Genomic DNA, 12,315 nt, shown 5'->3' on the forward strand with positions numbered 1-12,315 from the left:
GGGTGCCGAGCGCTCCGAGGGGTGATGAGTTGCTGTTCGCGTGGGGCGGCGACTCATCAAGATCCGGGCTGGAACCGCCGGGTGGCGTACCAGCAAACTACGAAATTTCCGGATTTGCTTGACATGAGGAATGCGGAGTGTAAATTCATAACCACGCAGCGTCATTGGTGATCGGGGGGTCCCACGGACGCGCGCGGTACCAAACCGGGGGGATGAACGGGGCGGCGGGCTTTGGCCTGTCGCCCCGTTCGCTATGTCTGGCCCGATCCCGATGTCCGGCCCGATCGGGGGTTTGCCCTTGGCGGCAGGTCAGCCCGGCGGCCGCGGCACTTCCCGGTGTCGCGCGTGGATCGCGGGAAGCGGCGGGACGTGGCTGCTGCGGTTGTGAACGGCCGCGCACCCGTACCCATGGAATTTCTCGTCCGCGGGAAGGACCGAGCCCCCGTCCGCCCGCAGGACGGGGGCTCGATTTGCGGGCGCACGACGGTTGCCGCCGCCGTGATCCCGTTGTTCCCTTTCATTACGGCATGCCCGCTGACCTGCGTGCAAGTGCGTTGTGTGCGGTGCAAGTTGCAGAGCGCTACTCATGTTTGGCTAAGGTGACTGCGTGCCGAGGCCGACGTCGACCGCGCGGCGCGAGCTGGGCAACGAGTTGCGCCGGCTGCGCGCCGACCGGCGTGCGGCCGGGGTCGCCGCCGCGCTCGGCTGGTCCGAGTCCAAGCTCTCCCGGATCGAGACCGCGCACACCGCGATCACCGAGGCCGACCTCGACCGCCTGCTGACGGTCTACGAGGTGCCCGCGGACGACCGGGATCGCCTGCGTGACCTGGCCCGCCGCGGCCGCGCCCGGGCCTGGTGGACGCCCTACCGCTCGTCCGTCCCCGACCCCTACGACGAGTTCGTCGCGCTCGAGGCCGAGGCCGTCTGGATCAGCGAGTGGGAGAGCCAGGTCGTGCCCGGCCTGCTCCAGACCGACGAGTACGCCCGCGCCGTGATCGAGGTGGGCGCCGACGTCGGCGACGAGGCCGTGATCCACCGCCGGCTCGCGCTGCGGATGGCCCGGCAGGCGGTGCTGACCCGGGAGCCGCCGCCGACGCTGCTGATGGTGCTGGACGAGGCGGTGCTCCATCGGGAGGTGGGCGGGGCCGCGGTGCTGCGCCGCCAGCTGACGAAGCTGGCGACCGTGGGCCTCCGGCCGGGCCTCGAGATCCGGATCCTGCCGTTCTCGGCCGGCGCGCACGCCGGGCAGGCCGAGTCGTTCATGGTGCTGGAGTTCGGGGCGGGCACCCGCGGCCCGATCGTGCACAGCGAGGGGCTCATCGGTGGTCTCTTCCGGGTGAAACCCGACGAGGTCGAGGTCTATCGGGACGCCCTCGCTGACCTGCGGGAACGCGCTTTGTCGGCAGAAGACAGCCGAACGGTTATCGCTGAAAGGGAGGAAGCGCTGCGCTGCGCGGCGGCTCCGTGAGCTGAAATGGAGGCGATTGCATCCTGGAAGGGGACAGCCATGCACGCCACTCTCACCTGGCGTAAGAGCACTCGAAGCGCGGCCGCCGGCCACTGCGTCGAGGTGGCGAACGTTCCGTCGGCCGTGCTGGTGCGCGACTCGAAGGACGTCGACGGTCCCGTACTCACCTTCGCCGCCACGGAGTGGACGGGTTTCATCGCCGGGATCCGGGCTGGGGAGTTCGACCGACCCGGAGCCTGAGGCTCTCGCGTCACCCGAACGGGCGGTCCCTGCGGGGGCCGCCCGTTTTCGTGCCCGGGGGGTGCCTACAAACCGTAGGGTAGCCTTGCTAAGGTATGGCCAACCTAACTTAGGGTCGCCTTAGTCAACGGAGTGCCATGCTTGCCACCTACCTCATCGGCCTGCGCGAGGGGTTGGAAGCCACCCTGGTGGTCAGCATCCTCATCGCGTTCCTGGTCAAGTCGGAGCGCACGGACAAGCTCAAGCTGGTGTGGATCGGCGTGGCGGCGGCGGTGGCGGTCTCCGTGCTCTTCGGGTGGCTGCTCAACTACACCGAGACGACCCTTCTGCAGGACTTCAAGCAGCAGGAGCTGTTCGAGGCGATCACCTCGATCGCCGCGGTCTGCTTCGTCACCTGGATGATCTTCTGGATGCGGCGGGCGGCCCGCGGCATCGCCGGCGAGCTGCGCAACAAACTCCAGGACGCGCTGGCGGTCGGCTCGCTGGCGGTCGGCTTCATGGCCTTCCTCGCGGTGGTCCGCGAGGGCCTCGAGACCTCGCTGATCTTCTACGCCGCGGTGCGCGGCGCCAATCTCGACGGCGGTCCGCTGTTCGCGCTGCTGGGCGGCGTCGCCACCGCGATCGCGATCGGCTACCTGATGTACGCGACCGCGGTGCGGATCAACCTGACCGTCTTCTTCAAGTGGACCGGGGTGCTGCTGATCCTGGTCGCGGCCGGCATCTTCAAGTACGGCGTCCACTCGCTGCAGGAAGCGACCATCCTGCCCGGCGGCAACGAGATCGCCTACCACGCGGCGAGCTGGCTCGACCCGTCCACCTGGTACGCCACCCTGCTCGCCGGGATGTTCAACATCACCGCCGAGCCGACCGTGCTCGAGGTGGTCGCCTGGTTCGCGTACGCCGTCCCCGTCCTCGTGCTCTTCCTCTGGCCGGTGCGCAAGCCTGCCCCGGCGCCCACCCCCGCAGCGCAGTCTTAGGAGAACGTCTTGCGTCGCACCCCCTTGATCCTCTCGCTGGTCGCGGTCAGCGCCGTCGCGGCCTGTAGCGACAAATCGGACTCCTCCTCGGCCGCGGGCAGCGGCGGGCCGATCACGGTGAAGGCTTCCGACAGCGCCTGCGAGGTCGCCACGAACCAGATCGAGGCCGGCACCCACGTCTTCGCGGTCTCGAACTCGGGCTCCAAGGTCACCGAGTTCTACGTCTACGCCGCCGGCGACCGGGTGATGGGCGAGGTCGAGAACATCACCCCTGGCCTCTCCCGCGAGCTCCGGGTCGAGCTGCCGGCGGGCACGTACCAGACCGCGTGCAAGCCGGGCATGGTCGGCGCCGGCATCCGCAACGAGCTGACCGTGTCGGGCTCGGCGGCGGCGCTCTCCGAGGACGCGCTGCTGGCCCAGGCCACCACGAGCTACACCCGCTACATCAGCTCGCAGAGCGATGCGCTGGTCGAGAAGACCACCGACTTCGTGACCGCGGTCAAGGCCGGCGACATCGAGAAGTCCAAGCAGCTGTACCCGGTCGCCCGCACCTACTACGAGCGGATCGAGCCGGTTGCCGAGATCTTCGGCGACCTCGACCCGAAGATCGACGGTCGCGAGGACGACGCCACCGCCGAGCTGCCGTTCACCGGCTTCCACAAGCTGGAGAAGGACCTCTGGGTGGCCAAGGACGTCAGCAAGGACGGCGCGATCGCCGACCAGCTGCTCGCCGACGTCAAGGACATCGCCGCCAAGGCCAAGGCCGAGAAGCTGTCCCCGCTGCAGCTGGCCAACGGCGCCAAGGAGCTCCTCGACGAGGTCGCGACCAGCAAGATCACCGGCGAGGAGGACCGGTACTCGCACACCGACCTGTGGGACTTCGCGGCCAACGTGGACGGCTCGCAGGCGGCCGTCGCGGCGCTGCGGCCCGCGCTCGAGCAGCGCGACCCCGAGCTGGTCAAGCAGATCGACACCGGCTTCGCCAACGTCGACAAGGAGCTCGAGAAGTACCGCTCCGGCGACGGGTGGAAGCTGCAGACCGAGCTGAGCCAGGCCGAGCTGAAGGGTCTCTCGGACGTGATCAACGCGGTTGCCGAGCCGATCAGCAAGGTCGCCGGCGTGATTGCGCAGAAGTAGTCATGGCCGAGAACAAGGTTTCCCGCCGCCGGGCCATCGGGCTCGCCGGGGCCGGGGTGGCCGGGATCGCCGGAGCCTCGGCCATCGGCGGTGCCTTCCTGACCGCTGACAAAGCCGTCGAGGCGCCGGTGTCGGACGCCATCGCGTTCCACGGCGCGGTCCAGGCCGGCATTGTCACGCCGGCCCAGGACCGGCTGCACTTCGTGGCGTTCGACGTGGTCACCAAGGACCGCGAGCGGCTGGTGCAGATGCTCAAGGAGTGGACCGCGGCGGCCGCCCGGATGACCGCCGGGCAGGACGCCGGCCCGGTCGGCGCCACCGCGGGCATCCTCGAGGCGCCGCCGGACGACACCGGCGAGGCGATCGGGCTGCCGGCCTCCGGCCTCACGCTGACCGTCGGCTTCGGTCCCACGCTGTTCCGCGACGCGTCCGGCAAGGACCGGTTCGGGCTGGCCGCCCGCAAGCCGGCCGCGCTGGCCGACCTGCCGCACTTCCCGGGCGACACCATCGACCCGGCCATCTCCGGCGGCGACCTGTGCGTGCAGGCGTGCGCCAACGACCCGCAGGTGGCGGTGCACGCGATCCGCAACCTGGCCCGGATCGGCATGGGCGTGGTCAGCGTGCGCTGGTCGCAGCTGGGCTTTGGGCGTACGTCGTCGACGTCCACCAGCCAGGCGACGCCGCGCAACCTGTTCGGCTTCAAGGACGGCACCGCCAACCTCAAGGCCGAGGAGACCGACCTGCTCAAGGAGCACCTGTGGGCGGCGCCGGGGGACGGGCCGGACTGGATGACCGGCGGGTCGTACCTGGTCACCCGGAAGATCCGGATGATGATCGAGACGTGGGACCGCACCTCGCTCGGCGAGCAGGAGGACATCATCGGGCGCACCAAGGGCGAGGGCGCGGCGCTCGGGCAGGCCAAGGAGTTCGACGAGATCGACCTCAAGGGCCTGCGGGGCGACGGCGACCCGCAGATCCCGGTGGACGCGCACGTCCGGCTGGCGCATCCGGAGACGAACAAGGGCGCGCGGCTGCTGCGGCGGGGATACAACTTCGTGGACGGTTCGGACGGGCTCGGCCGGCTCAACGCCGGGCTGTTCTTCATGGCGTACCAGCGGGACCCCCGCACGCATTTCGTGCCGATCCAGCTCAATCTGGCCCGGCACGACGCCATGAACGAGTACCTACGCCACGTCTCGAGCGGCCTGTTCGCCTGCCCGCCGGGGGTATCCGGGCCGGACGACTTCTGGGGACGTGCGCTCTTCGCGTAGGCTGCCGGGAAGCAAGATCGGCACCGGGGTACGCGTGGTTCGGGAGGACAGTGCAATATTGGACCGCATGAGAGCCCGGGTACTCGTCGTCGATGACGACCCAGCGTTGGCCGAGATGCTCGGCATCGTCCTGCGTAGCGAGGGCTTCCTGCCCTCGTTCGTCGCCGACGGCGAGCGCGCCCTGGCCGCGTTCCGCGAAAACCGGCCGGACATCGTGCTGCTCGACCTGATGCTGCCCGGCATGAGCGGCATCGACGTGGCGCGCGCGATCCGCGCCGAGTCGGGCATCCCGATCGTCATGCTCACCGCCAAGAGCGACACGGTGGACGTCGTGCTGGGCCTCGAGTCCGGCGCGGACGACTACGTGGTCAAGCCGTTCAAGCCCAAGGAGCTGGTGGCGCGCATGCGCGCCCGGTTGCGCCGGGGCGAGGACGCGGCGCCGGAGCTGCTCACCATCGGCCCGCCCGGCAACCAGATCACCATCGACGTCCCGGCGCACACGGTGAGCCGCGACGACGACGAGGTCAAGCTCACCCCGCTGGAGTTCGACCTGCTGGTCGCGCTCGCCCGCAAGCCACGGCAGGTGTTCACCCGCGAGGTGCTGCTCGAGCAGGTCTGGGGATACCGGCACGCGGCCGACACCCGGCTGGTCAACGTGCACGTGCAGCGGCTGCGGGCCAAGATCGAGCCCGACCCCGAGCGGCCCGAGATCATCCTGACCGTCCGCGGCGTCGGCTACAAGGCAGGCACCGGCTGATCAGCCCGAGCGGCTAACCTTGCCGCTGAGATGCGCGCTCCCATCTGGCTCCCGATGCCCGTCCGCCGCACCCTCCGGGTGCTCCGGCGGTATTCGCGCGTGCTCGGGCGCCGGTTCGAGCACTGGTCGGCGCCCGCTCGCCGGCAGTGGCGCCGGTCGCTGCAGCTGCGGGTGGTGGCGCTGACGCTGGTCGCGTCCAGCGTCCTGGTCGGCGCGTTCGGTTTCTTCGTGGCGCAGAACAGCGCCCGCATCCTGCTCAACCGCGCCCACGACGAGGTCGCCTCGTCGATGAACAGCAAGGTGAAGTACGCGGTCTCCCAGCTGAGCGTCTACGTCACGGCCGACGACCCCACGCTCGGGCGGACGATCAACACCACGGTCAGCAACCTGGCCGACGGCGACCCGGCCGAGTCGGGCGGCTCGATCGTCTCGATGCGCGCCGACAACTTCCCCGGGTTCGTCCCGGTCACCTCGGCCGACGTCAACACCGACGAGCTGATCACCGAGGACCTGCGGCGGACCGTCGCGGAGGAGGGCAAGGTCGCCGAGCAGGTCCGCACCGCCGAGGTCGGCGGCAACCGGGTCAAATACCTGGTGTACGGGACGACCGTGCCCAGCCGCTTCGGCCACCTCGAGCTGTACTACCTCGTGCCGCTGACCACCGAGGACAGCGCGGCCAACCAGATCCGTACCACCGTGCTGGTCACCGGCCTGGCCCTGGTCATCCTGCTGGGCGTGGTGGCCGGCCTGGTCACCCGGCTGGTCGTGCTCCCGGTGCGCGGCGCCGCCCGCACCGCCCAGCGGCTCTCGGCCGGCCTGCTCGACCAGCGGATGAAGGTGGACGGCGAGGACGACCTGGCCCTGCTCGCCGCCTCGTTCAACCAGATGGCGGCCAACCTGCAGCGGCAGATCGTCCGCCTCGAGGAGATGTCCCGCCTGCAGCGCCGCTTCACCTCCGACGTGTCGCACGAGCTGCGCACCCCGCTCACCACCGTCCGGATGGCGGCCGACCTGATCTTCTCGGAGCGCGAGGAGTTCGACCCGGCGGTGGCGCGCAGCGCCGAGCTGCTGCAGGCCGAGCTCGACCGGTTCGAGAGCCTGCTCACCGACCTGCTCGAGATCAGCCGCTTCGACGCCGGCTTCGCGGCGCTCGACGCCGAGCACACCGACCTCGTCCCGATCGTGCAGCGGGTGACCGACCGGCTCACCGGGCTCGCCGACCGGGCCGGCGTGACGATCGAGCTGCGGGTGCCGGAGACCCCGGTGATCGCCGAGGTCGACCCGCGCCGCGTCGAGCGGGTGCTGCGCAACCTGGTGGGCAACGCCGTCGAGCACGGCGAGGGCCGTCCGGTGCAGGTCACGCTGGCCTGCGACGACGGCGCCGTGGCGATCACCGTGCGCGACCACGGCATCGGCCTCAAGCCGGGGGAGGAGCGCCTGGTGTTCAACCGGTTCTGGCGCGCCGACCCGTCCCGGGCCCGCCAGACCGGCGGCACCGGGCTGGGCCTGTCGATCAGCGCCGAGGACGCCCGCTTGCACGGCGGCTGGCTCGAGGCGTGGGGCGCGCCGGGCGAGGGCGCCCAGTTCCGGCTAACCCTGCCGGTCCGCGCCGGTGACCGGCTGCTGTCCGCGCCGCTACCGCTGATTCCCCGCGACCGGGCGCCGGCGATCGAGGCCACCGCCGCCGTCGAGCCCGACGCGCCCGCGGAGGTGGTGTGATGCGCCGCCTGTTCGCCGTCGTCACCCTGGCCGCGCTGCTGCTGGGCGGATGCGGGATCCCCGACGAGACGAAGGTGACCGTTGTCGGTCCCGGTCCGACCGTGGCGCCCGGGGGCCGCGACAACACCGTCCCCGCGGTGCGCAATACGCGCAACTCGGCCAACACCCCGTCGCAGTTGGTGAGCTACTACCTCGAGGCCGCGGCCGGTGAGCCCGACGGCGCGGTGAACCGGGCCAAGGCGTTCATGTCCGACGACGCCAAGGCGAAGTTCCACCCCGACCCCGAGGTGAAGGTGATCCGGATGAAGGGCATCCCGCTCGTCACCCCGGGCGACCCGGAGATCACCTTCAACGCCCAGGCCGTCGGCATGCTCAAGGGCAACGGCGTGCTGGAGCCGAGCGTCGAGGCCCCCAAGGAGTACAAGCTGCGGGTCGGCCAGATCGCCGGGCAGAGCGGCTACTTCGTGCTGGACTCGCCGAACGTGCTGCTGCTCACCGACACCGCGCTGGACAACTTCTACGCGCGCCGCACGATCTACTTCTGGAACACCGAGGACACCTCCCTGGTCCCCGACCTGCGGTACATGCCGCTCGACGTGCCCAGCGACCAGCAGCCGACGACGATCCTGAGCTGGCTGGTGAACGGCCCGGCGAGCTGGCTCAACGACGTGGCGCACGGCCTGCCGAGCGGCACGGTCGCGCCGGACAACGTGCCCGCGCCCACCAACGGCATCTTCACGGTGACGCTGAGCGCCCAGGCGGTGCCGGCCGGCGACGTCCGCGAGATCGACCGGCTGCGCCGGCAGCTGCAGTGGTCGCTGCGCGAGGGCGCCGATCCGTTCACGCTCGAGCTCAAGATCGGGCATCAGGCCGTGGGCCGGTACTCCGACGACGACTACCTCAGCAGCAACCCGGCGTACCGGCTGGCCGGCCTGCCGGAGCGATTCACGGTCTACGGCGGCGTGATCCGCCGGCTCGCCAAGTCGGCGCAGCCCGGCGCCCCGATCCCCGTGCTCAAGCCGGAGGAGAACAAGAACATCTCGGTCGCCGCGATGAGCACGTCCAGCACGCACACGTACGCGGCGGTGGTGGTCGGCAGCGGCAAGAACGCCAAGCTCAAGGTCGCCGCCGCGCGCACCGGCCAGCAGGCCGCCCTCAAGGAGGTCGGCGGCATCTCCGGTGCGCTCGGCCGCCCGGTCTGGGCGGTCACGACCGACGGCGACCCGTCCGGCGCGGTCGGCCTGATCACGGTGAACGGCAAGCTCTACAGCTTCGGCCCGGGCGGCTCGCCGGCCGTGCCGGTCGCGTCGACGGGCGTGCCGGGCCCGATCACCGCGATCTCGGTCGCTCCCGACGGCTACCGGGTGGCGCTGGTCTCCGGCGGGCAGCTCTACCGCACCACCCTCAAGACCGGCGGCGACGCGCCCACCATGAGCAAGACGGTCGAGCAGATCCTCGCGCCCGGCTTCTCCAGGGTCGCGGCGGCCGCCTGGAGCAGCGAGACCTACCTCGCGGTGGCGGGCGTGCGCGACGACTCGCCGCGGTACGCGGTGGTCGACGTGTCGGTCGACGGCGCGGTGCGCTACACCCGCCTCGACGACGTCGGCAAGGGCGCGATCACGTACCTCACGGCGTACCCGGCCAACCCGGTGACCAAGGGCGAGAACGCCGACAACGAGTCGTACGAGGTGGCCGGCGTCGGGTGGGACGTGCTCACCGCGCCCGAGCGGATCGGCACGGACGCCCTGGCCGGCCCGACCGCCTCGCCGCAGCCGGGCGTGGTCCCGACGGCGCCCTTCTTCCTCGATTGACCGGTGCTCGGAGTCCTCGGCGTGTTCGGAGTCCTCGGCGATCTCGCCGACCTCGTGCTGCCGGCCGCCTGCGCCGGGTGCGCGGCCGATCGGACGCCGCTGCGGCACGGGGTGTGCGCCGGCTGCGCGACCGTCCTGGAAGCGCTGCGGCCGTTCCGGACGGTGCCGACCCCGCCTCCCCCGGGCATGCCGCCGTGCGTCGCCGTGGGGGCCTATCAGGGGCCGCTGCGCGGCGTCCTGCTCGGGTACAAGGAGAAAGGCCGGCACCGGCTCGCACCGCCCCTCGGAACGCTGCTCGCCACGGCGGTGGCCGAACTGGCCCCGGCCCGGCGCCCGGTCACCCTGATCCCGGTGCCGTCGACCGCCGCGGCGGTCCGCGCGCGGCACGGCGACCACATGGCGCGCCTCGCCGCACAGGCGGTGCGCCGATTGCGCGGCGCGGGCTGGAACGCTGGGATGGCACGGCCGCTCGAAGCGTTGCCCCGGCCGGATTCCGCGTCACTGAGTGTCATCGAACGCCGGGCGGCGGCTGAGAGTTCGCTGCGAATCCGCTCCCGACGAATCGGGTTTTCCCGGCACGCGAGGCCGATCGAAGGCACGCTGGTGGTGGTGGACGACATCGTCACGTCGGGGGCCACGCTGGCCGCGGTGAGACGCCGTCTCGAGGAGGTCGACATGCAGGTCGCAGGGGCTGCCGTACTGGCCGCCACGCAGCTGCGGAGAGCGGTTTCGCCCGATTGCCGCCCGGTGGTACCCAAAGGGCGGAAGGTGAACGATCAGCTATCCGAAACGAGGGGTGACGCGGGAGCATCGGCACGTTAGCGTCTTGGTGACGAGGGTAAGCGTCATCGCCTACCCGCCCACCGGGAGAGCGAAGTGGTACCCGCCACCGGAAAGGAGTCGTCTCATTCGCGATCGGTCACGCACGGTGCGCAACGCATCGGCGTCGCCGTAACCACAACCAGCACACCGCGTCGCAGTTCGGCGTCCCCGGCACCGGCCGGCGGGCGCCCGCACAGCACCAACGTTGGGGGAGGTCACGAGTGGACATTGTCGTCAAGGGCCGCAACGTAGAGGTTCCCGACCATTACCGGGAACACGTCGCCGACAAGCTGAGCAAGGTCGAGCGTTACGACCAGAAGCTGATCAGGGCCGATGTGGAGCTGTTCCACGAACGCAACCCTCGCCAGTCCGACAAGTGCCAGCGGGTCGAGATCACCGTCATGACGAGAGGTCCGGTCGTCCGTGCCGAGGCCTGCGCCAAGGACTTCTACGCAGCCCTGGACTGCGCCATCACCAAGCTCGACGGACGGTTGCGCCGCTCGGCCGACCGCCGCCGGGTGCACCGCGGGCGGCACGCGCCCGTATCGGTAGCCGCCGCCACCGCGGGTCTGCCGACAGACCTCACCCGGGCCGCCGCATCGGCCGAGGAGTCATCCGTCGCCACCGCCCTCACCGAGCACGACGATGACCAGCCGTGGCGCATCGTGCGGGAAAAAGAGCACCCCGCCGACCCGATGACCGTCGACGACGCCCTCTTCCAGATGGAGCTCGTCGGCCACGACTTCTACCTCTTCCTCGACAAGGAGAGCGGCCGGCCCAGCGTCGTCTACCGCCGCCGCGGGTACGACTACGGAATTCTGTCGCTAGGCGGACCCGCCTGACCCCGGGCCGCTAGCCATCGAGCCGGGGACCTTCACCTTTCAGGAGGTCCTCGGCCAGGAGCACGAACTGGACGTCGTCCTGGCGAGTGCCGTCCGGTCCGGGCAGGCGCGACTTCAGGTACGCCTCCCGGCGGAATCCCGCCTTTTCCAGCACCCGCTGCGAGCCGAGGTTCGTCGGCAGCGCGCCCGCGATGAGGCGCGCGATGTCGGTCTCGGCGAACGCCCACAGCGACAGCAGCTGGGCGGCCCGGGTCGCGAAGCCGCGGCCGCGGAACGCCGGCAGCATGCTGTAACCGATCATGCCCTGGCCGGTGGGCGGCTCCTGGTAGAACAGGCCGATCTCGCCCGCCGGCGCACCGGTCGCGGATTCGATGATCACCAGGTCGGCCCGGGTGCCCTCCAGCCAGTGCGCCGCTGCGCGGGTGCAGCGCTCCCGGATCTGCTCGGCGGTCGGCGGCTGGGCCGGCACGCTGGTGCGCCACACGTCGGGCAGGCCGCGCAGTTCCAGCAGGAAGCGCTGGTCGCCGGGCCCGAGCGGGCGCAGGATGACGACGCCGTCGGTGAGCTCCCCGCCGGGCAGGTCGGGCAGGACCCGCGGGGTGGGAACGGCCGGGTCGCTCGCCAGGCGGGCGAAGGCGATGAGATCGTCGCGGCCGCCCGCCCGGTTGGGCAGTGCCTGCCGGCGTACGCCCTCTCGGTGGAACCCCGCCGCGAGCGCGACCCGCATGCTCGCCGGATTGTCCCAGTGCGTGAGAAGTTCCAGCCGCTGCAGGCCGGCGCCGAGCGCGTGCGCGCTCAGCGCGCGCACGGCGGCCGTGGCGACGCCGCGGCCGCGCGCCCACGGCCCCACCCAGTAACCGATCTCGGCCTGCCCGCGACTCGGCACGACCTTGTCGAATCCGATCCCGCCGAGCAGATCGTCGGTCTCCGGGTCGGCGATCGCGTAGACCGCGCCGCCCTCGGCGAAGATGGCGGCGACCCCCTCACTGAGGAACCGCTCGGCGTGCGCCAGCGTGAACGGCGACGGCAGCGGGGGCAGGAACCGGTGGCTGAGCGGGTCGTCGTATCCGGCGGCGACCGCTTCGGCGTCGTCCGGGCGATATGCCCTGAGACGCACCCCGGTACCCTTGATCTCAGCGGGGCTCAAGAATCCTCCTGATGATGTTGCCGACAAGCCTCCATCCTGCCGGAAGGGCTTCGCCATGAGCGAACGCGTTGCCGTCTTTCGTGCCGTTTGTGCGGTTAACCCGAGGCTCGGGTCACAGGTTCCG

General features: G+C 70.9%; 11 protein-coding genes. 10 read left to right on the forward strand and 1 reads right to left on the reverse strand.

Going from position 1 to position 12,315, the window contains the following annotated elements; all coding sequences use genetic code 11:
* Positions 1–607: 607 nt before the first annotated feature.
* From ACFQS1_RS22925 to hpf, 10 genes are all read left to right on the forward strand, one after another.
* Complete coding sequence (locus tag ACFQS1_RS22925; RefSeq protein ID WP_378971694.1) at positions 608–1,468, forward strand: DUF5753 domain-containing protein; 861 nt, start codon at positions 608–610, stop codon at positions 1,466–1,468.
* A gap of 39 nt (positions 1,469–1,507) precedes the next feature.
* Positions 1,508–1,708: a DUF397 domain-containing protein gene (locus ACFQS1_RS22930; protein WP_378971696.1), complete on the forward strand. Its 201-nt coding sequence runs from the start codon at positions 1,508–1,510 to the stop codon at positions 1,706–1,708.
* A 137-nt stretch (positions 1,709–1,845) separates the two neighbouring features.
* Positions 1,846–2,685, forward strand: coding sequence for an iron uptake transporter permease EfeU (gene efeU / locus ACFQS1_RS22935; protein ID WP_378971698.1), 840 nt, complete (start codon positions 1,846–1,848; stop codon positions 2,683–2,685).
* 9 nt (positions 2,686–2,694) lie between these two features.
* Entirely contained in the window at positions 2,695–3,822 is a 1,128-nt protein-coding gene (gene efeO, locus ACFQS1_RS22940) for an iron uptake system protein EfeO (protein ID WP_378971701.1), read from the forward strand.
* A gap of 2 nt (positions 3,823–3,824) precedes the next feature.
* Positions 3,825–5,093 carry an iron uptake transporter deferrochelatase/peroxidase subunit gene (gene efeB / locus ACFQS1_RS22945; RefSeq protein WP_378971703.1) on the forward strand — a complete coding sequence of 423 codons (1,269 nt, stop codon included), beginning with the start codon at positions 3,825–3,827 and terminating at the stop codon, positions 5,091–5,093.
* A 67-nt stretch (positions 5,094–5,160) separates the two neighbouring features.
* Complete coding sequence (mtrA, locus tag ACFQS1_RS22950) at positions 5,161–5,850, forward strand: MtrAB system response regulator MtrA (protein WP_378971705.1); 690 nt, start codon at positions 5,161–5,163, stop codon at positions 5,848–5,850.
* Positions 5,851–5,880: 30 nt separating this feature from the next.
* Positions 5,881–7,569, forward strand: coding sequence for an MtrAB system histidine kinase MtrB (gene mtrB, locus ACFQS1_RS22955; protein ID WP_378971707.1), 1,689 nt, complete (start codon positions 5,881–5,883; stop codon positions 7,567–7,569).
* Complete coding sequence (locus ACFQS1_RS22960; RefSeq protein ID WP_378971709.1) at positions 7,569–9,380, forward strand: LpqB family beta-propeller domain-containing protein; 1,812 nt, start codon at positions 7,569–7,571, stop codon at positions 9,378–9,380. The genes mtrB and ACFQS1_RS22960 overlap by 1 nt, the downstream gene beginning before the upstream one ends.
* Before the next feature lie 3 nt (positions 9,381–9,383).
* Positions 9,384–10,202: a ComF family protein gene (locus ACFQS1_RS22965; protein WP_378971712.1), complete on the forward strand. Its 819-nt coding sequence runs from the start codon at positions 9,384–9,386 to the stop codon at positions 10,200–10,202.
* Between the two features lie 221 nt (positions 10,203–10,423).
* A complete protein-coding gene (gene hpf, locus ACFQS1_RS22970) occupies positions 10,424–11,044 on the forward strand; it encodes a ribosome hibernation-promoting factor, HPF/YfiA family (protein ID WP_378971714.1) in 621 nt (206 codons plus the stop codon).
* 10 nt (positions 11,045–11,054) lie between these two features.
* Here the strand turns inward: hpf and ACFQS1_RS22975 are convergent, their stop codons facing one another.
* Positions 11,055–12,191: a GNAT family N-acetyltransferase gene (locus tag ACFQS1_RS22975; RefSeq protein ID WP_378971716.1), complete on the reverse strand. Its 1,137-nt coding sequence runs from the start codon at positions 12,189–12,191 to the stop codon at positions 11,055–11,057.
* Positions 12,192–12,315 lie beyond the last annotated feature (124 nt).

The sequence above is a fragment of the Paractinoplanes rhizophilus genome, assembly GCF_042664765.1.
GTDB lineage: Bacteria > Actinomycetota > Actinomycetes > Mycobacteriales > Micromonosporaceae > Actinoplanes > Actinoplanes rhizophilus.

What these genes read in the sequence shown, in the direction of transcription:
- efeB (WP_378971703.1), top strand. Translation starts at nt 3,825, where the DNA reads ATGGCCGAGAACAAGGTTTCCCGCCGCCGGGCCATCGGGCTCGCCGGG.
- mtrA (WP_378971705.1), top strand. Translation starts at nt 5,161, where the DNA reads ATGAGAGCCCGGGTACTCGTCGTCGATGACGACCCAGCGTTGGCCGAG.
- mtrB (WP_378971707.1), top strand. Translation starts at nt 5,881, where the DNA reads ATGCGCGCTCCCATCTGGCTCCCGATGCCCGTCCGCCGCACCCTCCGG.
- efeU (WP_378971698.1), top strand. Translation starts at nt 1,846, where the DNA reads ATGCTTGCCACCTACCTCATCGGCCTGCGCGAGGGGTTGGAAGCCACC.
- ACFQS1_RS22960 (WP_378971709.1), top strand. Translation starts at nt 7,569, where the DNA reads ATGCGCCGCCTGTTCGCCGTCGTCACCCTGGCCGCGCTGCTGCTGGGC.
- ACFQS1_RS22930 (WP_378971696.1), top strand. Translation starts at nt 1,508, where the DNA reads ATGCACGCCACTCTCACCTGGCGTAAGAGCACTCGAAGCGCGGCCGCC.